Origin of the sequence: Paraburkholderia bryophila, from assembly GCF_013409255.1 — a bacterium.
GTDB lineage: Bacteria > Pseudomonadota > Gammaproteobacteria > Burkholderiales > Burkholderiaceae > Paraburkholderia.
On record NZ_JACCAS010000001.1, the window covers coordinates 1709306 to 1730563 of the forward strand.

At 63.5% G+C, this 21258-nt stretch carries 18 protein-coding genes and 1 pseudogene; 9 read left to right on the plus strand and 10 right to left on the minus strand.

Annotation, left to right across the window (positions count from 1 at the left end):
• Positions 1 to 140: 140 nt before the first annotated feature.
• Together tal and GGD40_RS07665 are read left to right on the plus strand one after the other, a co-directional pair.
• The gene (gene tal, locus GGD40_RS07660; RefSeq protein WP_179743270.1) at positions 141 to 1094 is read left to right on the plus strand and encodes a transaldolase; all 954 of its coding nucleotides are present in this window, start codon (positions 141 to 143) and stop codon (positions 1092 to 1094) included.
• A 202-nt stretch (positions 1095 to 1296) separates the two neighbouring features.
• Positions 1297 to 1707 carry a VOC family protein gene (locus GGD40_RS07665; protein WP_179706041.1) on the plus strand — a complete coding sequence of 137 codons (411 nt, stop codon included), beginning with the start codon at positions 1297 to 1299 and terminating at the stop codon, positions 1705 to 1707.
• Positions 1708 to 1731: 24 nt separating this feature from the next.
• Here GGD40_RS07665 and GGD40_RS07670 read toward each other — a convergent pair whose 3' ends face one another.
• The 4 genes from GGD40_RS07670 to GGD40_RS07685 all read right to left on the minus strand — a co-directional run bounded on the left by GGD40_RS07670 (position 1732) and on the right by GGD40_RS07685 (position 5989).
• Positions 1732 to 2856, minus strand: coding sequence for an FUSC family protein (locus tag GGD40_RS07670; RefSeq protein ID WP_179743271.1), 1125 nt, complete (start codon positions 2854 to 2856; stop codon positions 1732 to 1734).
• Between the two features lie 129 nt (positions 2857 to 2985).
• The gene (gene mctP, locus GGD40_RS07675) at positions 2986 to 4536 is read right to left on the minus strand and encodes a monocarboxylate uptake permease MctP (RefSeq protein WP_179706045.1); all 1551 of its coding nucleotides are present in this window, start codon (positions 4534 to 4536) and stop codon (positions 2986 to 2988) included.
• Positions 4536 to 4775, minus strand: coding sequence for a DUF3311 domain-containing protein (locus tag GGD40_RS07680; protein WP_035552017.1), 240 nt, complete (start codon positions 4773 to 4775; stop codon positions 4536 to 4538). Before GGD40_RS07680 ends, mctP begins: the two co-directional genes overlap by 1 nt.
• A gap of 293 nt (positions 4776 to 5068) precedes the next feature.
• Positions 5069 to 5989 carry a spermidine synthase gene (locus GGD40_RS07685; RefSeq protein ID WP_179743272.1) on the minus strand — a complete coding sequence of 307 codons (921 nt, stop codon included), beginning with the start codon at positions 5987 to 5989 and terminating at the stop codon, positions 5069 to 5071.
• Between the two features lie 133 nt (positions 5990 to 6122).
• Between GGD40_RS07685 and GGD40_RS07690 the strand changes: the two genes are divergently transcribed.
• Positions 6123 to 6818, plus strand: coding sequence for a mobilization protein (locus GGD40_RS07690; protein ID WP_179706049.1), 696 nt, complete (start codon positions 6123 to 6125; stop codon positions 6816 to 6818).
• Between the two features lie 64 nt (positions 6819 to 6882).
• Here the strand turns inward: GGD40_RS07690 and GGD40_RS07695 are convergent, their stop codons facing one another.
• The 4 genes and pseudogenes from GGD40_RS07695 to GGD40_RS07710 form a co-directional block, all read right to left on the minus strand.
• Positions 6883 to 7383 carry a pyridoxamine 5'-phosphate oxidase family protein gene (locus tag GGD40_RS07695; RefSeq protein WP_179743273.1) on the minus strand — a complete coding sequence of 167 codons (501 nt, stop codon included), beginning with the start codon at positions 7381 to 7383 and terminating at the stop codon, positions 6883 to 6885.
• A gap of 179 nt (positions 7384 to 7562) precedes the next feature.
• Positions 7563 to 8039 carry a DNA-deoxyinosine glycosylase gene (locus GGD40_RS07700; RefSeq protein ID WP_179743274.1) on the minus strand — a complete coding sequence of 159 codons (477 nt, stop codon included), beginning with the start codon at positions 8037 to 8039 and terminating at the stop codon, positions 7563 to 7565.
• A complete protein-coding gene (locus GGD40_RS07705) occupies positions 8039 to 8776 on the minus strand; it encodes a chorismate--pyruvate lyase family protein (protein WP_179743275.1) in 738 nt (245 codons plus the stop codon). Before GGD40_RS07705 ends, GGD40_RS07700 begins: the two co-directional genes overlap by 1 nt.
• Before the next feature lie 103 nt (positions 8777 to 8879).
• A pseudogene (locus GGD40_RS07710) lies at positions 8880 to 10217 on the minus strand (hypothetical protein); the annotation flags it as partial.
• Positions 10218 to 10518: 301 nt separating this feature from the next.
• Between GGD40_RS07710 and GGD40_RS07715 the strand changes: the two are divergent.
• Positions 10519 to 10788 carry a hypothetical protein gene (locus GGD40_RS07715; RefSeq protein ID WP_179706057.1) on the plus strand — a complete coding sequence of 90 codons (270 nt, stop codon included), beginning with the start codon at positions 10519 to 10521 and terminating at the stop codon, positions 10786 to 10788.
• Positions 10789 to 10951: 163 nt separating this feature from the next.
• On the opposite strand, the gene htpG is transcribed toward GGD40_RS07715, so the two are convergent.
• Entirely contained in the window at positions 10952 to 12850 is a 1899-nt protein-coding gene (gene htpG, locus GGD40_RS07720; protein ID WP_179706059.1) for a molecular chaperone HtpG, read from the minus strand.
• 178 nt (positions 12851 to 13028) lie between these two features.
• Positions 13029 to 14483: an aminotransferase-like domain-containing protein gene (locus GGD40_RS07725; RefSeq protein WP_179743276.1), complete on the minus strand. Its 1455-nt coding sequence runs from the start codon at positions 14481 to 14483 to the stop codon at positions 13029 to 13031.
• Between the two features lie 320 nt (positions 14484 to 14803).
• Here GGD40_RS07725 and GGD40_RS07730 point away from each other — a divergent pair, with 320 nt between their 5' ends.
• From GGD40_RS07730 to GGD40_RS07750, 5 genes are all read left to right on the plus strand, one after another.
• Entirely contained in the window at positions 14804 to 15493 is a 690-nt protein-coding gene (locus tag GGD40_RS07730) for a VOC family protein (RefSeq protein ID WP_179743277.1), read from the plus strand.
• 77 nt (positions 15494 to 15570) lie between these two features.
• Entirely contained in the window at positions 15571 to 16767 is a 1197-nt protein-coding gene (locus tag GGD40_RS07735) for an aminotransferase-like domain-containing protein (protein ID WP_179706065.1), read from the plus strand.
• A 69-nt stretch (positions 16768 to 16836) separates the two neighbouring features.
• Positions 16837 to 17301 carry a RidA family protein gene (locus tag GGD40_RS07740; protein WP_035552044.1) on the plus strand — a complete coding sequence of 155 codons (465 nt, stop codon included), beginning with the start codon at positions 16837 to 16839 and terminating at the stop codon, positions 17299 to 17301.
• A 151-nt stretch (positions 17302 to 17452) separates the two neighbouring features.
• Positions 17453 to 18373: a PhzF family phenazine biosynthesis protein gene (locus GGD40_RS07745; protein ID WP_179743278.1), complete on the plus strand. Its 921-nt coding sequence runs from the start codon at positions 17453 to 17455 to the stop codon at positions 18371 to 18373.
• A gap of 485 nt (positions 18374 to 18858) precedes the next feature.
• Positions 18859 to 21225, plus strand: a complete 2367-nt coding sequence (locus GGD40_RS07750; protein WP_179743279.1) for a bifunctional diguanylate cyclase/phosphodiesterase — start codon at positions 18859 to 18861, stop codon at positions 21223 to 21225.
• Positions 21226 to 21258: the final 33 nt, after the last annotated feature.

Below are 21258 nucleotides of genomic sequence, written 5' to 3' on the forward strand. Positions count from 1 at the left end.
CTTTCCGTCAAAATGCCCCGGCAACATGACGGGCAGCGCTGCAGCGTGACCCGCGGCCGCCGGCACTGTGAATCCGATCAGTCCGGCGGCGATCTCATTTCTCCTGAACCACGGCGCGCATGCGCCCTGAAGGCTCGAACATGACAACCGCACTCGACCAACTCAAGCAATACACCACCGTCGTCGCCGATACCGGCGACTTCCAGCAGCTTGCCCAGTACAAGCCGCAGGACGCGACGACCAATCCGTCGCTGATTCTGAAGGCCGTCCAGAAAGACGACTACAAGCCGCTGCTCGAAAAGACCGTGAAGGCGCACGCGTCGAAGCCGGTTGGCGCGATCATCGACCAGTTGCTGATCGCGTTCGGTACCGAAATCCTCAAGATCATTCCGGGTCGCGTGTCGACCGAAGTGGACGCGCGCCTGTCGTTCGACACGGAAGCGTCGATCGCCAAGGGTCGCGAGTTGATCGCGCTGTATAAGGACCAAGGCATCGGCCGCGAACGTGTGCTGATCAAGCTCGCGTCCACATGGGAAGGCATCCGTGCCGCCGAAGTGCTGCAGAAGGAAGGCATCCACTGCAACATGACGCTGCTGTTCTCGCTCGCGCAGGCTGCGGCTTGTGCTGAAGCGGGCGCACAACTCATTTCGCCGTTCGTCGGCCGCATTTACGACTGGTACAAGAAGAACGCCGGCAGCGCGTGGGACGAAGCGAAAGACGGCGGCGCCAACGATCCGGGCGTCAAATCGGTGCGCCGCATCTACGCGTACTACAAGAAGTTCGGCTACAAGACCGAGGTGATGGGCGCGAGCTTCCGCACGCCGGGTCAGGTTCTGGAACTGGCCGGCTGCGATCTGCTGACCATCAGCCCGGATCTGCTGCAAAAGCTGCAGGAGAGCACCGAGAAGGTCGAACGCAAGCTGTCGGCGGACCTCTCGCAGGGTGCGGATATCGAACGCGTGCCGGTGGATGAATCGTCGTTCCGCTTCCTCGTCAATGACGAAGCCATGGCGACTGAAAAGCTCGCCGAAGGTATCCGTGCGTTTGCTGCAGATGCCGTCAAGCTGGAAAAGCTGATCGAAGCACTGCGTTGATTGCAGTCGGCTAAACAGCCTTAAGCAAAAGGCCCCGGACCTGACGGTTCGGGGCCTTTTGCCGTTTACAGGCCCGCCCCACCCTACGATATAAAGTCACGATCCCGCCGCAACGGACGACTACAATTTTCACCACGCCCGTCCCTCGTGGCGGTTTCCAGAGGGCCGCCGGTGCCTGCTGTTCCTACTTCAGGAGACGATCATGTCCGTTCAGCCTTACGTGTTTTTCAACGGCCGTTGCGAAGAAGCGCTCGACTATTACACCGAGAAACTCGGCGCCGAAGTGCTGCTCAAGATGCGCTACAAAGAAGCGCCGCCCGACCCGCATAACCCGCCGCGCGCCGGCCTCGAAGAAAAGATCATGCACGCGTCGATCAAGATGGGTTCGACCGTCTGGATGGCCTCCGACGGTCATTGCGATCCCGCCGCAAAAATGGAAGGCTTCGCGCTGTCGCTCACGGCCGACCCCGCCGTCGCTGAAAAATACTTCAACGCCCTCGCCGACGGCGGCCAGGTCACCATGCCGTTTCAACCGACCTTCTGGAGCAAGGGCTTCGGGATGCTGGTGGACCGTTTCGGTCTGATGTGGATGGTGACGTTGCCGGAAGACTGAACCTGTCCCACGCAGCGAACTCTGCTAAACCTTCAGCAAGGTCCGCGAATGCCGTTCGATATTCCAGTTCGGCTCGGTCTCCAGCAATAGCGCGCGCAGTCGGTCCACCTGCTCCGCGAGCCGCTGACCGAGCCAATACGGCCCCTGCAGATCGGCCGGCAGTCGGAGCGCCGCGTCGCCATGCGCCTGCGCGAGCGGCGACGCGGCCGGAATCCCGAAGTGCGTCGCCCGGCCGAAGCGCAAGCCACGCGAAATCCCCAGCAGAATCGCCCGCACGGCGCGCACTTCGGCGCCGCACTGCGCGCCATACGCGGCGCGTGCGAGCGCGTCGGCGTGCATCAACGGGCCGGTAGCGAGCAGTTCCAGCGAGCTGAGCACCGAACGGTGCAATCGCTGAATCTCATCGAGTCTGGACTGCGGCACGTCGATCTCTTTTGCGACCGACGGCATCAGCGCACGCAACTGCACCAGCCGCTTGTTGATCGCCAGAAAGTGCTGGACCTGTTCTTCCTCGCTGATCGTCTCGCCATCGATCAACCGTGTGTAGATGCGCGCGCATTCGCGCAGATTGGCCGCGATGCCGTAGCGCCACGAATAGGTGGCGTGCAGCGGCAGCGCGAACGAAAACGCCAGCGCGATCACAATGCCGATCAACACGTTCAGCGTGCGCCACAGCCCGACGTCGATCAGATTGTCGCCATGCCCGGCGACGATGCACATCGTAATAGCCGTCAACAGCCCGATATAACCGGACGAGCCGATCGCGAACCACGCGCAGATCGCCGCGACGATCGACATCAGCACATAGGTCAGCGGCAACGAGCCCGTGAAATTCTGCACCAGGATCAGCGCGAGTCCGATCGTCGCGCCGAGCAGCGTGCCGGCCGCGCGTTCGGCGGCTTTCTTACGGATGTTGCCGTGATGCTGCAAGCCGCCGATCACCACCAGCAACGTCACCGACGACCAGATGCCATGCGGAATGTCGATACCCGTGGTAGCCAGAATCGATACCAGCATCGCGAGGCCGACGCGCAGGCTGTGCAGCACCTTCGCGTGACGATAGCGGTAGTACGGCGAGGTGATCGCGCGCACCATCCGGCTGAGCGCCGAGCGGCGTGGAATCACGGTGTGGGAATCGGCAGAGGCCATGGCGGCGCGGCGAATTCTTCGAAAGACAGTTCCGCTATCGTGCCCTGGACGGCCCTATAAAGACAGACGCCCGCGAACTTTCGTCCGCGGGCGCCGTTATTCATGCTGCGATGAAACAGTCAGACGCTGTTAGCCCTCGACCACATCCAGATAATCTTCCGGACGCGTGCGGTCCTCGCCGCGCTGCATGCCGAACGCGCGCACCAGCAGGCTGACCACCACCGACACCACCAGGTTCACGATCAGCGACCACACCGCCGCATACCCCGGAATCGCCAGACCGAACAGGTGAATCGTGAAGATCGAGCCCGCGAGCTTCAGCGAAATCGCCATCCACGTGCCGGTGGCGATACCGACTGCCCAGCCGGCCAGCAGGCCGCGATAGTCGAGCACGCGCGTGTACAGGCCGAGTACGATCGCCGGCAGCGTCTGGATGATCCAGATCCCGCCGAGCAGTTGCAACTGGATCGCGTACGTGAGCGGCAGCCCGAGAATGAACGCGACCGCGCCGACCTTCACGATCAGCGAGACCAACTTCGCGACATTGGTCTCCTGCTCGTTCGTCATGTTGCGATTCACGAACTCCTTATGGATGTTGCGTGTGTACAGGTTGGCCGCCGCGATCGACATGATCGCCGCCGGCACCAGCGCGCCGATGCCGATCGCCGCGAACGCCACGCCGACGAACCACGACGGGAAGAAGTGCAGGAACAGCGCCGGCACCGCGAAGTTCGGGCCGAACGCCTTGAAGTACGGCGCGAATTCCGGCATGTCCTTCACGCCCGAGGCCAACGCCATGAAGCCGAGCAGCGCGAGCAGGCCGAGCACCAGCGAATAAGCCGGCAGCATCGCCATGTTGCGGCGGATCGTGTTACCCGACTTCGACGACAGCACCGCGGTGATCGAGTGGGGATACAGGAACAGCGCGAGCGCCGAACCCACCGCTAGTGTGGCGTAGGCGCTATAGCCGTTCAGGCTCGACACGTCCGGCGCCTTCAGCAGCAGCTTGGCCGGCGGCACGACGCTGAAGATATGCCCGAAACCACCCAGTTGCGGCGGAATCACGATGATCGCAGCGAAGATCACGATGTAGATCAGGATGTCCTTCACGACCGCGATCATGGCCGGCGCACGCAGGCCCGAGGTGTACGTGTAGGCCGCCAGAATCGCGAACGCGATGATCAACGGCAGATCGCCGACAAAGCCCTTGGTGTCGAAACCGAGCGCGCCGATCACCACTTCGATACCGACCAGCTGCAGCGCGATATACGGCATGGTCGCGACGATGCCGGTGACGGCGACCGCGAGAGCCAGCATACGGCTGCCGTAGCGGGCCGACACGAAGTCCGCCGATGTCACGTAGCCCTGACGTTTGGCGATGCTCCACAGTTTCGGGAACACGACGAACGCGAACGGATAGATCAGGATCGTGTACGGCAGCGCGAAGAAACCGGTTGCGCCCGCACCGAACACCAGCGCCGGCACGGCAATGAAGGTGTACGCGGTGTACAGGTCGCCGCCCAGCAGGAACCAGGTGACGATAGTGCCGAAGCGCCGGCCGCCGAGGCCCCACTCTTCCAGATGGGCGAGATCGCCGCGCCGCCAGTGGGCCGCGACAAAGCCGAGAATCGTGACACCGATGAAAAACAGCACGAAGACGAAAGTTGCGGTGGCGTTCATTAGCGTGCGCCCCCTTGCGGACGGCCCGATGAGCGCGCCTTGGTCTTGAAGTACACGAGCGCCGTGATGACGGCGCTGATCAGCACCCACAGGAGCTGATACCAGTAGAAGAACGGGAAATCGAACAGTTGCGGTTCGACCTTGTTGTATGACGGCACCCAGATCATCGCGATCCAGGGCAACAGCAGCAACCAGAGCCAGTGCTTGCTGGCCTTGTTCGCGTCGGCGTCGTGAGCCATGACGTCTCCTCTTCCCTATTATTGAAATGTTGTTGGCCCGTGTTTGACGGGTGGTGGAACCCATTGCGGATAGCCACGGGCGCCCCGAAAGCTTCGAAAGAGTATAGGAGCCGCGAACATGCGGTCAAGCAGGGACGACCCGAGGCGCGACCATGCTGCTGGGGCGCGCGGAGCGGCGATTTAGCGGAAACGAGGGGGTGCAGCGGACTAAAGAACCGTCGCATGAACGCAACGGGGAGGCGCGAAGCCTTGGGGAAGTCGAGCCAGCCTCAGCCGGCCCGACCTTTACAGCATCAGATCACGAACGAGTCGCCCTTCTGGCCGGTCGATTCCTGCAGACCCTTGATCCACTTGCGCGCCGGCAAGCCGAGTTCCGCTTCGATCAGCTTCGCGCGCGCTTGCAGCGCCGTGAACGGCACGTCGAGCGCCGGGCCCGAGAACGCGATCGCAATGCGGTTGCCGTCGTGCACTTCCGGCAGCGCGATCACGCGGCCGTCGAAGGCTTCGTTCAGACGCTTCATGTTGCGCACGAAGCTCGGATGATCGCCGAACAGGTTCACCGTCACCACGCCCGCATCGGTCAGGCACGCGCGCACCGCGCGGTAGAAGCCGACGCTGTCGAGCACCGGGCCGCGCGCGGTCGCGTCATAGACGTCGACCTGCAGCGCGCCGATCGTGCCGTGGTTGGCGCTGTCGTTGACGAAGTCCCACGCGTCGGTTTCGTGCACGGTCAGGCGTGCGTCGTCGTGCGGCAGTTCGAACATCGTGCGGGCGGCAATCACGACCGCCGGGTTCAGTTCCACCGCCTCGACCTTGGCGCGCTTCAGGAAACGGTACGCGAACTTGGTCAGCGCCGCCGCGCCCAGACCGAGCTGGACGACCCGCTTGGGCGTTTCGATGAACAGCAGCCAGGCCATCATCTGCTGCGCATATTCGAGTTCGATGTGATCCGGCTTGCGCAGACGCATGGCGCCCTGCACCCATTCCGTGCCGAAATGCAGGAAGCGCACACCGCCTTCTTCGGAGAACGTCACCGGGGCGAAACGCGGCTTGCGCGGCGCTTCGATTTGCGGCGCGTCGTGCAGATCGTCGTCGTGCAACGCGCGCTTCTTGCTGCGCACGACTTGCTGTTTGCCGCCGGTAGCAGCGGTATCGGCGTCGCGATGGCGGAAGGCGCGCGCTTCGGCCGAAGCGCGCTTGATCAATTTCGTCATGTGAGGATGTCGCGCCAGAGGCACAATTTTTGGTCGAACGAGAGCATAGCATTCGCCGGACTGGCGTTACTTCACCGAAACCTGCTAGCCTCGGTTTCGGCGCTACCAGCTTCATCACACAGGAACCGTAAGCATGAGTCATATCCACTTCATCGGCGGAGAAAAAGGCGGCGTGGGCAAATCGCTCGTCGCGCGCGTGCTAGCCCAGTATTTCATCGATCGGAGCGTCTCTTTCGTGGGCTTCGATACCGACAGATCGCATGGCGCGCTGCTGCGGTTCTATGCCGACTTCGCCGCGCCTGCCGTTCTCGACCAGCATGACAGCCTCGATCCCGTCCTGGAATCGGCCATCGCGGAACCGCAGCGACGCATTGTGGTCGATCTCGCGGCCCAGACGCAGCAGGCGCTCGCCGGATGGCTCGACGATTCGGACGTATTCGGTTTTGCCGAGGAACACGGCCTCGCGCTAACGTGGTGGCACGTCATGGACACCGGGCGCGATTCGGTCGATCTGTTACGGCAATGGCTCGACGATTTCGGCGGACGCATCAAGCTGGTACTCGTGCTAAACGAAGTTCGCGGCGACCGCTTCGACATTCTGGAGGCATCGGGCGAGCGCAAGCGGGCCGAAGCACTTGGCGCCAGCGTGATAACACTGCGCCACCTGCCCGATACGACGATGCAGAAGATCGATCGACAGAGCGCGAGCTTCTGGGCGGCAGTCAATCATCCGGACCGTGCCGCCACCGGGCTCGGCTTGCTGGAGCGCCAGCGCGTCAAGGTGTGGCTGCATCGCACTTATGCGCAACTGGACACGCTCGCCTTATAGACGGATCCGACTTCTGCGCGGGGTGCATGAGAAGCATGCCCCCGCGGTCCGCCTGAGCGAGTAGTCAGGTTGCAGCTTTCAGGAGTTCCAATGGAACCTCAACGCGCATTTTGACGATCGAAGGCTTGAGCTCGCGTTCCGATAGGCAGTTGAGCCACACCTGCGTTGGAATCGCCCTATAGAAGCGCTTTTGGCCACCCGCCAGAAAGTCGGCCAATTCGACGACCTCTCCCGGATAGAGAAGCGCTGCGGCTTCTTGCGCTTCGTCTGGGTCAACGACAGCGGCAGCCGTGCATTGAAGATAAAGGCAGCGCAGGTTGTTAGTCCCACGTTTGCGCGTTGAGTCAAAGAGCGTGAGGAAAACTCGTGGATTCTTTTCGATATTCTGCGAGTGGACCGCCTTGACCCATGATGACCAGTAGAGACTCAGACCTCCACGGGTCGCAGCCCAGACAGGGGTATTCCAGGGTTGCCCATCGCTCTCGGTTGCGACGTTGAAATACGGCTGGCCACTCAACAACTCGACGGCTCGTGCTACGAGGTCCGCATTCGTGGGGTCGGTCATGGTGATTCTCCTGCAATCAAACCACTAATAGTCGGACGCTAACGTCCGGCCATCCACCATAGATACGAGGCCCAAACGCGCGTGCTTCCCCTCGATTCTGTTTTGATTCCATCCTACTGCAAAGCGACCGTCCCACAACGCTCGCATTCGCCGTTGAGATCGGCCATTGAGAAACAACGTCAGGAAACAATCTCTCGCCAATGCGACAGTTTCTGATCGAAAGACAGTGTCGCATTCGCCGGACTAGACGAGGGCAGCACGAGCGTTTCATACCCCGCTTCGCCTATCACGTCCGCAAATCGCCCCGCCGTCTTGCCGTTGAAACACACCTTCTTCAGCAACGGCGCATGCTCGCGCAGCGCATCGAAGTCGTTCGGCTTCGCATTCCGGATCGCCGAATCGAGACTGCCTTCGCGATGGCACGCGGCGAGCACATCCCAGATGCCGATTCCGTGCTTCAACACGAGCTCGAGACGTGCGTCATAAGCGAGCGCATGCAATTGAGGCTCGCCAAGCACTTCGCCGAGCAACCGCCAGAACTGATTACGCGGATGCGCGTAATACTGCGTCGCGACCAGCGACGCTTCGCCGGGAAAGCTGCCCAGAATCAGCGTATGGGTATTCGTCGCGACGACGGGAGGAAAGCCACGCAGCATCAGCGGTCTCGTTCATTGGATGAACGCTCCACCGGCGGATCGTCTGACGGAACCTCCTTGGGGGCGTGCGCGCGTGAGACGGTGTGTTCAAGCGGACGGCCATGCTCGCGCACACGTGGATGCGCCGGGTGCGCTGTTTGGGCCGAGTTCGCGTCATCAACGCGGGCCGAATCCATTGCCGCCAGATGCGACCACAGCGCGGGTAGAAAGCATTCGGTCACCATCAACGGCGCGCCATGACGCTCAAACACCGAGCGACGCGCGACCAGCGTATGCGGCGACGCCGTGGTCGCGGCAATTTCACGCGCCGCCAACCGGTACAACGGATGACGTTCGGTCAAGCGCCGGCTCACCAGCGCGGAACGCGCGACGCTGCTGTCGCTATACAGCAGCTCGGCCAGCGGCCGCGTGCGCAAACGCCGGGTGGCCTGCCACACGCCGACGCTCGCGACGAGCGGCGTCACGCTGTGCGCGGCGACGAACGGCACGCGGTCGACCGACAGCACCACTTCGCGAACCCACACCGGCGCGCGTGGCGCGAGGCCGAGCGCGGCGGACTCGTCGGCCCACGGCAACGCGACGCTTTCACGCGTGACGCGCACCGCAACCGCACCGAGCGCACGCAGATGCGCGGTCAGCGAACCGCCGCGCGTCAGCCAGTCTTTCTGGGCGGCGCTGAAGCCGGGTAAAGGAGCAACGCGCCAGTGGGCGTCGGCGGCATCGAAACGGATAGGCATGGTGTCGGATTATAGCGGCGCTGAGCGAGGAACCTGTGGCGGCCGCACCGTCTCCGTCTCTTCCCGCAGCGGTTTCCCCAAAACATCCAACCACGCGCCACGCTTACTGTTTGGAGGCCGGTATCGCCTGCAAGCGGGCCACCACCCGCTCGACCACCGGCGCCCAGTGCGCCGGCTGCGGCTGCCTGAACAGTTCGATCGAGTCGTACCAGGACTGCGTCTCCTCGGTGCCCCACGACCAATGCGACACGTGGTCGAGCATCGCAAGGACCGGGCGCCCGAGCGCGCCGCCCAGATGCAAGGGCGCGCTGTCGATCGTCACCAGCGCATCGAGCACGCCGAGATGCGCCGCCACGTCGTCGAAGCCGCTTTCATAGCCCGCCGTCAGATCGCACACGCGATAGCCTTGCGCGATCAGCGCCGCCACGTCCTCGTGACGGCCGGGCGTGAGCGGGTGGAACACGACATCCGGCAGCGTCAGCAGCGGAGCGAGCGCGGCAAGCGGAATCGATCGCTTCGCATCGCGCCGATGCGTCGGGCTGCCGGACCACACCAGACCGACGTGACGCTTCGCAGCTGGCGCACAGGCGTGGATCCGCTCGCGCCATGCGGCCATCTTCACGACATCGGCGTGCAGATACGGCGCGCCGCGTAGTTCGTCCGGCCGCAGGTCGAGCGCGAGCGGCAGGCTCATCATCGGCAAACCGTAGTCGGGCGTGCCGAGCGGGCCGTCCTCGATCGACACGCAATCCGCGTAAAAACGCGCGAACAGCGGTTGCAAGGCGCGCCGCACGGCCAGCACCAGGCGGCCGCCTTCGGCGTGCACGCGCGCGGCCATTCGCGGGACGAAACGAACCATCTGGATATCGTCGCCGCTCCCCTGCTCGCTATGCACGACGAGCGTTTTACCCGCCAGCGATTCGCCCCGCCAGCGCGGACACAGCGCCGCCATCACCGTGACGATGTTGTTGGGCTCGCGGTCGACGCGCGCAAGCCGCGCCTCGAAGCGCAGCCATGCACTCGCCCATGCGCCGCGCCGCAATTCCAGATCGGCCAGATCGACGGCCGCCTCGACCGTCGACGGATCGAGGGCCAGTGCCGCTCGCAACGCCACTTCGCTGGCGTCGTAACGCGCCTGCTCGGCCAGATACATGCCGATCGCCGCCGACACATGAGGATTGCCGGGCGCGGCGCGATCGACGGCGCGCATGGTGGCCTCCGCTGCGGCCGCGTCGTTGCATTGCCACTGTGCGTGACTGAGTTGCCAGGCCATTTCCGCATCTGCGGGATGGCGCGCGAGCCGCTCGCGGCAGATGCGTTCCACCGCCGGCCAGGCGCGAATCTCACGGAAGGCCAGCGCGAGTTGCAGCGGCAGCGCGGGATCTGACTCAGGGTTGAGCGCGTAGGCGCGCGCAAGCGCCGCGAGGCGCTCGGTCCGTGCGGGGGATGTGGTCAGGGCGGAATCGTGCATGGGAACTCACGGGAAATGTCGACGCGCGAACGCGTCCTCGTTGAATAAGATCCGGCGCAAATGCGACCTAGAAGATTGCGATAAATCCTTCAGGCATCCGAATTTAGAATGCGGAAGAATAAGACAATTCCCCGTGATTACGTCTCATAAACCAATCTCAATTTATGGTCGTTGATTATGTTTAGTTAGTTACCCATACTTATTCAGGTCAGCCAAACAGGCCATGCCTGGCGGCCGACATAATCGATAATTAACACTACAGGAGTCACCCTTGAATACCGTCAACACGAAAGAAACGTCTGACCGAATTGCTCATCTGGCCGCGCTGGTTTTGCGGCGTTCGTCGGTTACGTTCACGGAGAAGGAACTCGCCGGTTCGGCGCTCGCGCAGCATCACACGTCGAAGCAGACTAGCCAGAAGATCGGCAGTCTGGCGGCAAAGGTACTGGCCGACCAGGCGTCCTGCCAGGAAGCCAAGGAACTGGCCGGCTGCGTGCTCTCGCAGGTCACGCATCTGAACGGCCCGGTTCCGGCCCGCTAAGGTTCGCGCTCGCCGGCGCACTTGCAAGCTCACTTGCAAGCTCACTTGCCGGCGCACTTGCCAAGCCTCGCTCTGCTGTTCGGGCGCGGCCAAAAAAATGCGCTGCCTTTCGGCAGCGCATTTTTCAACGCCCAGCGTCAACTACACGCCAGTCAGATCGCACTCACTGCGCACGCGCCAGCAACAACGCGTTGGTGCGCTTCACGAAGCTCGCCGGATCTTCCAGCGATCCACCTTCAGCCAGCATGGCCTGATCGAACAGCAGGTGGCACCAGTCGTCGAAGTTCGCGCTGTCCGCGTGCAAGCCCTTCACCAGCGCGTGTTCGGGATTCACTTCGAGAATCGGATGGAACGACGGCGCGTCCTGGCCCGCGGCCTTCAGCATGCGTTGCAGATAACCGCTCATTTCACCGTCGTCGGCCACGAGGCAGGACGGCGAATCGGTGAGGCGGAACGTGAGACGCACGTCTTTCGCCTTGTCCTTCAGCGCTTCCTTCATCTTCTCGACGAGCGGCTTGAACTCTTCGCCGACCTTCTCCTGCGCCTGCTTTTCTTCATCGTTCAGCGCGCCCAGATCGAGATCGCCACGCGCCACGCTTTGCAGCGGCTTGCCGTCAAATTCGTTCAGGAACGACAGCATCCATTCGTCGACGCGATCGGTCAGCAGCAGCACTTCCACGCCCTTCTTGCGGAACACTTCGAGATGCGGGCTGTGGGTCGCGGCCAGCCAGGTATCGGCGGTCACGTAGTAGATCTTGGTTTGCTCGGGCTTCATCCGCGCGACGTAGTCCGCCAGCGAAACGGTCTGCTCCGCCGTCTCCGTATGCGTCGACGCAAAGCGCACGAGCTTCGCGATCCGCTCGCGATTGGCGAAGTCTTCGCCGATGCCTTCCTTCAGCACCTGGCCGAATTCCTTCCAGAAACCGGCGTACTTGGCGCGCTCGGCTTCGTCTTCCGAATTGGCCAGCTCTTCGAGCATGGACAGCGAACGCTTGATCACGCCTTCGCGAATCGTCTTGACGTCGCGGCTTTCCTGCAGGATTTCGCGCGACACGTTCAGCGGCAGATCGCTCGAATCGACCACGCCCTTCACGAAGCGCAGATAGCCCGGCAGCAGTTGCTCGGCTTCGTCCATGATGAACACGCGCTTCACGTACAGCTTCAGCCCGCCGCGGTTGTCGCGGTTGAACATGTCGAACGGCGCGTGGGTCGGCACGTACAGCAGTTGCGTGTACTCGCTGCGGCCCTCGACGCGGTTATGCGTCCAGATCAACGGGTCCTGATGGTCGTGCGCGAGGTGCTGATAGAACTGCTTGTACTGCTCTTCGGTGATCTCGTTCTTCGAACGGGTCCACAGCGCGCTGGCCTGATTGACGGTCTCGTCTTCGTCTTTCGTGACCATCTCGCTCTTTTCCGCGTCCCACTCTTCCTTGTGCATCAGGATCGGCAGTGCGACGTGGTCCGAGTACTTCTGAATGATCGCCTTCAGACGATGCGACGACAGCAGTTCGTCTTCGTCAGCACGCAGATGCAGCGTGATGGTCGTGCCGCGCGCGGCGCGCTCGATGCTCTCGACCGCGAAATCGCCCTCGCCCGCGCTTTCCCAGCGCACCGCGTCCGACGCCGGCAAGCCGGCACGGCGCGTTTCGACCGTGATCTTGTCGGCAACGATGAAGCCCGAATAAAAGCCCACGCCGAACTGGCCGATCAGCGCCGCGTCTTTCTGCTGGTCGCCGGAGAGCTTGCCGAAGAATTCCTTGGTGCCCGAGCGGGCGATCGTGCCGAGGTTGGCGATGGCTTCGTCGCGGCTCATGCCGATGCCGTTGTCGTCGATCGTGACGGTGCGGGCGGCCTTGTCGAACGCCACGCGAATCCGCAGGTTCGAATCGCCTTCGTACAACGCGCTGTTTTCGATCGCTTCGAAGCGCAGCTTGTCGGCCGCGTCGGACGCGTTCGAAATCAGCTCGCGCAGGAAAATTTCCTTGTTGCTGTACAGCGAATGGATCATCAGGTGCAGAAGCTGTTTCACTTCTGCCTGAAAGCTCATGGTTTCTTGTGCCATGGTCGGACTTCCTCTCTGTTACGAATGGGATTCAAATCAGGGTAATGCGGAATGCCTGGCGCGGCCGGTGCGACCAGTGCAAGCGGCCGCGCAGCGCCGGCTGTCGGTACGCCGAGTCGATTCGTCGATTCGGCGGCTACCGGATTGTCCGCGTATTTTGGGGCAAGGCCGCCCGGTTTCAAGAGGCGCGGCGTGCGACCCCGTCGAGATAGCGGGACAGAAACGTCGCCAGTTCCGGATCGCCGCAGTTGGCGATATTGAAGCGCATCCAGGTGGTCGGCGACTGCTGCGGCGAGAACAGGCTACCGGGCGTCAGCAGAAAGCCGGCTTCGTGACCGGCCGCCGCCAGCGCGCCGGCATCGACGCCGGTATCGGCCCACAGGAACATGCCGGCCGCAGGCGTCAGGAACAGCTTCAGGCCGGTCTTTTCCAGCATCCGCACGGATTTTTCGCGCACGCCGTCGAGCCGTACGCGCAGCCGCTCGACATGCCGCCGGTAATGGCCCTCGGTCAGAATCTTGTACAGCACCCGCTCGTTCAGTTCCGGGCTGGTCATGCCGACCAGCATCTTCTGATCGCTGACCGCCCGCGCCACGTCCAGCGCGCACGCGATAAAGCCGACGCGCAGATTCGGCGCGAGCGTCTTCGAAAAGCTGCCGAGGTAGATCACCCGCTTCAACTGATCGAGGCTCGCGAGCCGCGTGCCCGGATAGCTCGGCGGACACAGGTCGCCGTAAATATCGTCCTCGACGACGATGAAGTCGTACGCCTCGGCGAGCCGCAGAATGCGGAACGCCTGGGCCGCCGTCAGCGACGTGCCGGTCGGGTTCTGCAGCACGGAGTTGATCACCAGCATCTTGGGCCGCCACGTCTCGACCAGCGCTTCGAGCGCGTCGAGGTCCGGGCCGTCCGGCGTGTACGGCATGCCGACCAGCCGCGCGCCCTGCGACACGAAGCGCCCGAACATCTGAAACCACGCCGGATCGCCGACGATCACGGCATCGCCCGGTTTCACGTAGATGCGCGAGATCAGGTCGATGGCCTGCGTGACGCCGGACACCATCACGATCTGGTCCGGCGAAGCACCGATCTCCAGCTCCTCGAGCCGCGTCTGCAACTGCTGGCGCAGCGGCAGAAACCCCTGCGGCGTGCCGATGCCGAGCATCTGCGCGCCGCTTTGCCGGCCGAGCGTGCGCAACGCGTTGGTGATCAGGTCGCCGTCGAGCCAGCGCACCGGCAGATAACCGAGACCCGGACTGCGCTCCGAGCGCGCGCCGGTGTGCAGCATGTTGCGCAGCAGCCAGACCACGTCGAGCGCGGCCGGCTCGGGCGTCGCGATGCTCGGCGCGCGCGTCTCGACCAGCGCCACGCCGCTCAAGCGCTCGCGCACATAAAACCCGGAACCGCGCCGCGACTCCAGATAGCCTTGCGCGACCAGCCGCTCGTAGGCCTCGACCACGGTGAAGCGCGACACGCCTTTGTCCAGCGCGAGCTTGCGGATCGACGGCATGCGCATGCCGGGACGAAACACGCGCTCCTCGATGCGGCGGCGCGCCCATTGGACGAGCTGTTCGACCAGCGTCATCGAAGTGGTGTCGTGCGGCGTGGGAATCTGGGCAAGCGGGACGGACATGACAGGCTCCAACTGTTCCCCGAGCGAACGTCGCTCAGGACGTCGTACAGGCGTACTGGAAAGTATCGAATCGATTGTACCGTTACTGTGCTGGTCGTCGCCGCTACATTTTGAGAGAAGCAACGGGGCAACGCGACCCGGCCGCGATGGGACGGACGTCCCACCGGCCGCCAGCGAACCGGCACGACCCGCCGAAAACACCCCGCGCATGGCCCGCCGATCCGGCAAACGGTTATGCTTACGGCCCCGGCAGCGCAGCCGCCCACCCTGGCGCGCGCCGGCCGGCCACAGACAACCCGTTTCCCGTTTCCCGATCCGTCATGACCGCCCATACGCTTCGTCTCGACCACCTCGTGATTTCCGCCCGTACCCTCGACGAGGGTACGCAGTACGTCGCCGATACGCTCGGCGTCGCACCGGCCGGCGGCGGTGCGCATCCGCTGATGCGGACCCACAACCGTCTGCTGAACCTGTGGGGCAACGTGTATCTGGAAGTGATCGCGATCGATCCGCAGGCCGCCGCGCCGGCCGACGGCAGCGCGCCGCGCGCCCGCCTGTTCGCGCTCGACGATCCGGCCACCCAGGCGCGGCTCGAAAGCGGGCCGTACCTGTCGCATTGGGTCGCGCGGGTCGACCGGCCGAAGCGCCTGCAGGCGTGGCAAACGCAGTATCCGCAGCGCATCGCGCCGATCGTGCCGATGACGCGCGGCGATTTCACATGGGGCCTCTCCGTCCCCGACGACGGCGCGTTCCCCAATTGGCAAGGCGCCGGCGACGGCGTGCTGCCCTCGCTGATTCAGTGGGACTCGGCGCACCATCCGTCGGCGTTCCTGGCGGACTCGGGCATCGCGCTGAAAGCCTTGAAAGGCACGCACCCGCAAGCCGACGCCGTCGCGGCGCAGTTGCAATGGCTCGGCGCCGCGCATCTGATCGCGTTGCAGCCCACCGAGGGCGCCGCGGCGCTCGTCGCCGAATTCGATACGCCCGACGGTCTACGGACCCTTAATTAAAGCAGCGCGCGCGGGTCGCCGACTCGCGCGATAATTGAAGTTTTGACCGGTTCCACCGATACCAGCAGAGGAAGACCATGGACCAAAGCGACTTGAAAGCCCCCACGTGGCAACTATCCGAACGCGCACGCAAGCTCACGAGCTCGGCGATTCGCGAGATTCTGAAAGTCACGGAACGGCCCGAAGTCATTTCGTTCGCGGGCGGCCTGCCCTCGCCGGCCACCTTCCCGGCTGAACGCATGCGCGAAGCATCGGACCGCATTCTGCGCGACTCGCCCGCCGCGGCGCTGCAGTACAGCGCGACCGAAGGCTATCTGCCGCTGCGCGAATGGGTTGCCAAGCGCTATTCGGTGAACGGTGCGCAGATCCGTCCCAGCCAGGTGCTGATCACCACCGGTTCGCAACAGGCGCTCGACCTGCTCGGCAAAGTGCTGATCTGTCCGGACAGCCCGGTGCTGGTCGAAACGCCCACGTACCTCGGCGCGCTGCAATCGTTCTCGATGTACGAGCCGCGCTACGTTCAAATGCCGACCGACGAGCAAGGCCTGATTCCCGAAGCCCTCACGCCCGAACTGACGGCCGGCGCGCGCCTGTTGTACGCGCAACCGAATTTCCAGAATCCGACCGGCCGACGTCTGCCGGTCGAGCGCCGCCGCGCGCTCGCCGAGTTCGCGAAGACCGCACCGTTCCCGGTGATCGAAGACGACCCGTACGGCGCGCTCGACTACGCCGGCGAGCCGTTGCCCACCATGCTCTCCATGGCGCCGGACCATATCGTCCACCTCGGTTCGTTCTCGAAGGTGCTGGCGCCGGGCCTGCGGGTCGGCTACATCATCGCGCCCGAAGAACTCATCTTCAAACTGGTGCAGGCCAAGCAGGCCACCGACTTGCACACGCCGAGCTTCACGCAGCGCATCGTGTACGAAGTGATCAAGGACGGCTTCCTCGACACGCACGTGCCGACCATTCGCGAGCTGTATCGCAATCAGTGCGAAGCCATGCTGGCCGCGCTCGAACGCTATATGCCCGAAGGCGTGAGCTGGAACCGTCCGGAAGGCGGCATGTTCGTGTGGGTCGATCTGCCCGCGCAGATCGACAGCATGAAACTGCTCGAAGAAGCCGTCGCGCAAAATGTCGCGTTCGTGCCGGGCGGACCGTTCTTCGCGAACGAGCCGCAACACAACACGCTGCGCCTGTCGTTCGTCACGGTGCCGCCGGCCAAGATCGACGAAGGCATGGCGCGTCTCGGCGCACTGATCCGCGCGAAGATTTAAACGCAGCCTGCTTGCGCGCATAGCGCCCAGCACGCATCCCCGAATTCCACCACTGACCAAGGACGCAACATGGCTCAAACCAATGTGTACGACAAGCTCAAGGAACTGGGTATCGAACTGCCGACCGCCGGTGCGCCGGCCGCCGCTTATGTGATGAGCGCGCAGAGCGGCAACACGGTGTACCTGTCGGGTCACATCGCGAAGAAAGACGGCAAGGTGTGGACCGGCAAGCTCGGCGCCAACCTCACGACGGAAGAAGGCAAGGCCGCGGCGCGTTCCATCGCTATCGACCTGCTCGCTACGCTGCACACGCACGTCGGCGATCTGAACCGCGTCACGCGTATCGTCAAGCTGATGAGCCTCGTCAACTCGACGCTCGAATTCACCGAACAGCATCTGGTCACCAACGGCGCGTCCGAACTGGTCGCCGACGTGTTCGGCGAGCGCGGCAAGCATGCGCGCTCGGCGTTCGGTGTCGCGCAGATTCCGCTCGGCGCGTGCGTCGAGATCGAGATGATTGCCGAAGTCGAGTAAGGCCGCGTAACGCTTTACCAATCAGAACGCGTCGCGAGGTGTCAGCACCTCGCGACGCGTTCTGCTTTTTGCGGCGAGGTGGCTCGTTGCGTCGGCACCGGATAGAATCCGCGAACCCGATTCAATCGCACGATTCGCCGGACCGCGCACGATGCTCGCCAACCCTGTTCGTTTCAAACAAGTCGACGTGTTCACGTCGGTGCCGTTCAAAGGCAATCCGCTTGCCGTGGTGTTCGATGCCGATACGCTCGATGCGGATCAGATGCAGGCAATCGCGCGCTGGACCAATCTGTCCGAAACCACCTTTCTGCTGAAGCCGACCGACCCGGCCGCCGACTATCGCGTGCGCATCTTCACGATCGAGGGCGAGTTGCCGTTCGCGGGTCACCCAACGCTCGGCACCGCGCATGCGCTGCTCGAAAGCGGCTATCAGCCGAAGCAGGCCGGCCGCCTCGTTCAGCAATGCGGCGTGGGTCTCGTCGAACTCAAGGCGTTGCCGGAAGCGGCTAGCGCAGACGGCACACCAAACACCGAACAACACGCGTGGGCTTTCGCCGCACCGCCCGCTCGCGTCACGCCGCTCGCCGCGGATCGCTATACCGAACTGTCTACGGCTTTGCGTAGCGACGCGATCGATTTCAGCGCCGTGCCCTGCGCGGTCGACAATGGTGCACCGTGGCTCGTGGTGCGCGTTAATTCGGCGCAAGACTGCCTCGCGCTCGACCCCGAAGCGGGCGCACTCGCCAAACTCGTGCAGTCGGTCGACGCCATTGGCCTCGCTGTCTACGGTCCGCATGAGGCCAACGGCCCGGCAACATTCGAAGTCCGCTGCCTGATGTCCGGCGATCGCTTCGGCACCGGTGAAGACCCGGTCACCGGCAGTGCCAATGCGGCGCTCGCCGGTTTGTTAAGCACGCAGCAGCGTCGCCCGGGCGAGCGCTACACGGCTCGTCAAGGCACCGCGATCGGTCGTGCAGGTCAGGTGTCGGTGCACTACGACGACGCACATGGCAAGACGTGGATCGGCGGCGCCTCGGTGACGATCGTCGACGGCACGTTCCGCTTGCCATGAACGGCACGCTCTTTGCCTTCACAACGCTGGCCAGCGTGTCCTTGTCCTCGCCACGCGATAACGGGCGCGATTTGCCGCACTCAGCCACGCCAAACCACAAAGCGCCGCAGACTTTGCCCAATTAATGCATTTTGCATTGCGAAAGGCCTGGCACACCTGAACGCCGCACCGCGACTCCCGATGAAACATTCGAAAACGACCACCGGGCCGCGGCCCCAGCACCGGCCGAAGCGGCCAGAAATTCAGCCGGGCTACGCCGTTTGCTGCGCCCGCGTATACCCGATGCGCGGCCCCTTCCTTAATGCAGTGGCATTAAGTAATATCGAAAGGTGCCTGATAACGTGCGGACGGTTGGGCACGACACCACGCTCCCTCCTCCTGCGCAGCAGTTCCGGCACCCTGGTCACGATGCAGCCAACCATGAAATCAGCGCAGTCGACGCTCGCTCGTTTGCAACCGGCCGGAACCCGCGCACGGACTCGCCGATGAGCAAGTCACGCTTCTCCGACCAGCGCGAAGCCCAACCCCGCCGCGACCCCGCCCAGTCGCGCCGTCGAGCCCTGCTCGCCATTCCGGCGCTCGGCGTGTTGGTGCTGATCCTGCTGTGGACCGTGATCTTCGCGCGTCTGTCGGTCGAGAAAGAAGCGACCAATCGCGAGGCCATGGCCTCTGCCGCGATACTCTCCGCGGCGCTGGAGCAGCACACGGTCAAGGCGATTCACCAGGTCGACCAGATCACCCGCTTCGTCAAATACGAGTTCGAGAAAACCCCGGGGCGTTTCGATCTCGCCAGCACGGTCGAAAAAGGCGTGGTGCAGAGCGAGACGCTGGTGCAGGTGTCGTTGATCGACGAACACGGCACGTTGATCGCCAATACTGCCGAACTCAATCCAAAACACATCGATCTGTCCGACCGCGAACACTTCAAGGTTCACGAACACGAGAACGACGACCAGTTGTATATCAGCAAGCCGGTGCTCGGCCGCGTGTCCGGCCACTGGACCTTGCAGATGACGCGGCGTCTGAATCATCCGGACGGCTCGTTTGCGGGCGTGGTGGTGGTGTCGGAAGATCCCAGCTACTTCACCAGCGACTTTTATAACAACGCAGCGATCGGCCGCGAAGGCGTGATCGCGGTGATCTCGGACAACGGCACCGTGCTCGCGCGGCGCACCGGCAGCGCCGACAGTGCCAACGGCACGTTCTCGGCGAGCGGCACCTACCCGACCTCGGAACACGTGTCGGGCACCTACATCGATTCGATCGACAACGTCACGCGCATCGTGTCGTACCGGCATATCGACGGCTATCCGCTCGGCGTGCTGGTGGGTCTGTCGCAAGCCGAGGAATTCGCCGACTACAACCACACGCGCAACGTCTATCTGCTGATGGCGGGCTTCATCTCGCTCGCCATGCTGAGTTTCTTCGCGGTGGCCACGGGCCTGATCGGCAAACTGCTCGGCCGCGAGCGCGAGATGACGCATCTGGTCGAATACGATCTGCTCACCGGCCTGCGCAATCGCTACGCGACGCTGCAGAGCCTGCGTCATGACGTCACGCAGCCGGCCAATCTCGGCCGCCTCGCGATTCTGTTTATCGACCTCGACAACTTCAAAACCGTCAACGACACGCTCGGCCACAACGCCGGCGACATCGTGCTGCAGATGACCGCGTCGCGCCTCGCCACCGCTGTCGGTGAGAGCGGCGCGTTGAGTCGCATCGGCGGCGACGAGTTCGTCGTCGTGCTCAAGGGCGACGACGTCGAGAAACAATCGGTGGCGCTCGCCGAAGCGGCGGCGGATGTGTTCGCCAAGCCGTTCGAAGTGCGCGGCAGTTCTTTCGTGCTGCATGCGAGTATCGGCATTGCGCTGTACTCGGTCGCGAACGAGAGCGAGATCGACCTGCTGAAAAAAGCCGACCTCGCGATGTACAGCGCCAAAGATGCCGGCAAGAACTGCTACCAGTTCTATTCGCCGCAACTGTCGCATCGCGCCGATCATTTGATGAAGTGGGAACAGCAGCTGCGCGTGGCGTTGACCGAAGGTCAACTGTTTCTCGCCTACCAGCCGAAGATCGACCTGACGCGCCGCTGCATCACCGGCTTCGAGGCGCTGGTGCGCTGGAACCATCCGCAGCATGGCTTGATTCCAGCGAACGAATTCATTCCGGTTGCCGAATCGACCGGCCTGATCGTGCCGATCGGCGACTTCGTGATCGAGACCGCCTGCCGGCAACTCGCGCTGTGGCAGCAACAGGGCTACGACACGCTGTCGCTCGCGGTGAACATCTCGGCGGTGCAGTTCTGGCGCGGCGATCTGTACGAAACCATCTCGCACGCCATCGAGGAAAGCGGCATCTCCGCGCGCCGCCTCGAACTCGAAATCACCGAAACGGCGATGATGGAATATCCCGAACTCGTCTCCGAGAAGATCTTCGCGTTGAAGCGTCTCGGTGTCCGCGTCGCGCTCGACGATTTCGGCACCGGCTATTCGTCGCTGTCCTATCTGAACCGGTTCTCGGTAGATACGCTGAAGGTGGACCGCTCGTTCATCCAGGCCATTCCCGGCGACCGCAGCGTCTGCGTAATGGTCACCGCGATCGTCAACCTCGCGCGCTCGCTTGGGCTCACCGTGGTGGTCGAAGGCACCGAGACCGAAGAGCAGATCGCGTGGCTCGCCGCGCTCGGCCATATCGAGGCGCAGGGCTTCCTGTTCTCGCGGCCCGTGCCGGTCGAGGCCATCCCCGCGCTGCTGGAACGCTTCGGCGTATGCGGCATGGCTGGCCGTCGCACCACGCATGAAGCGGACAGCGCCAACATCATCTCCAGCACGAGCGCCAGCACCAATCCCTGAGCCTGACGGAGCGCAACGGCCTCACCACGGCCG

Excerpts from the sequence above, each read along its gene's own strand:
- tal (WP_179743270.1), top strand. The coding sequence starts at position 141 with ATGACAACCGCACTCGACCAACTCAAGCAATACACCACCGTCGTCGCC.
- GGD40_RS07665 (WP_179706041.1), top strand. The coding sequence starts at position 1,297 with ATGTCCGTTCAGCCTTACGTGTTTTTCAACGGCCGTTGCGAAGAAGCG.
- GGD40_RS07670 (WP_179743271.1), bottom strand. The coding sequence starts at position 2,856 with ATGGCCTCTGCCGATTCCCACACCGTGATTCCACGCCGCTCGGCGCTC.
- mctP (WP_179706045.1), bottom strand. The coding sequence starts at position 4,536 with ATGAACGCCACCGCAACTTTCGTCTTCGTGCTGTTTTTCATCGGTGTC.
- GGD40_RS07680 (WP_035552017.1), bottom strand. The coding sequence starts at position 4,775 with ATGGCTCACGACGCCGACGCGAACAAGGCCAGCAAGCACTGGCTCTGG.
- GGD40_RS07685 (WP_179743272.1), bottom strand. The coding sequence starts at position 5,989 with ATGACGAAATTGATCAAGCGCGCTTCGGCCGAAGCGCGCGCCTTCCGC.
- GGD40_RS07690 (WP_179706049.1), top strand. The coding sequence starts at position 6,123 with ATGAGTCATATCCACTTCATCGGCGGAGAAAAAGGCGGCGTGGGCAAA.
- GGD40_RS07695 (WP_179743273.1), bottom strand. The coding sequence starts at position 7,383 with ATGACCGACCCCACGAATGCGGACCTCGTAGCACGAGCCGTCGAGTTG.
- GGD40_RS07700 (WP_179743274.1), bottom strand. The coding sequence starts at position 8,039 with ATGCTGCGTGGCTTTCCTCCCGTCGTCGCGACGAATACCCATACGCTG.
- GGD40_RS07705 (WP_179743275.1), bottom strand. The coding sequence starts at position 8,776 with ATGCCTATCCGTTTCGATGCCGCCGACGCCCACTGGCGCGTTGCTCCT.
- htpG (WP_179706059.1), bottom strand. The coding sequence starts at position 12,850 with ATGGCACAAGAAACCATGAGCTTTCAGGCAGAAGTGAAACAGCTTCTG.
- GGD40_RS07725 (WP_179743276.1), bottom strand. The coding sequence starts at position 14,483 with ATGTCCGTCCCGCTTGCCCAGATTCCCACGCCGCACGACACCACTTCG.
- GGD40_RS07730 (WP_179743277.1), top strand. The coding sequence starts at position 14,804 with ATGACCGCCCATACGCTTCGTCTCGACCACCTCGTGATTTCCGCCCGT.
- GGD40_RS07735 (WP_179706065.1), top strand. The coding sequence starts at position 15,571 with ATGGACCAAAGCGACTTGAAAGCCCCCACGTGGCAACTATCCGAACGC.
- GGD40_RS07740 (WP_035552044.1), top strand. The coding sequence starts at position 16,837 with ATGGCTCAAACCAATGTGTACGACAAGCTCAAGGAACTGGGTATCGAA.
- GGD40_RS07745 (WP_179743278.1), top strand. The coding sequence starts at position 17,453 with ATGCTCGCCAACCCTGTTCGTTTCAAACAAGTCGACGTGTTCACGTCG.
- GGD40_RS07750 (WP_179743279.1), top strand. The coding sequence starts at position 18,859 with ATGAGCAAGTCACGCTTCTCCGACCAGCGCGAAGCCCAACCCCGCCGC.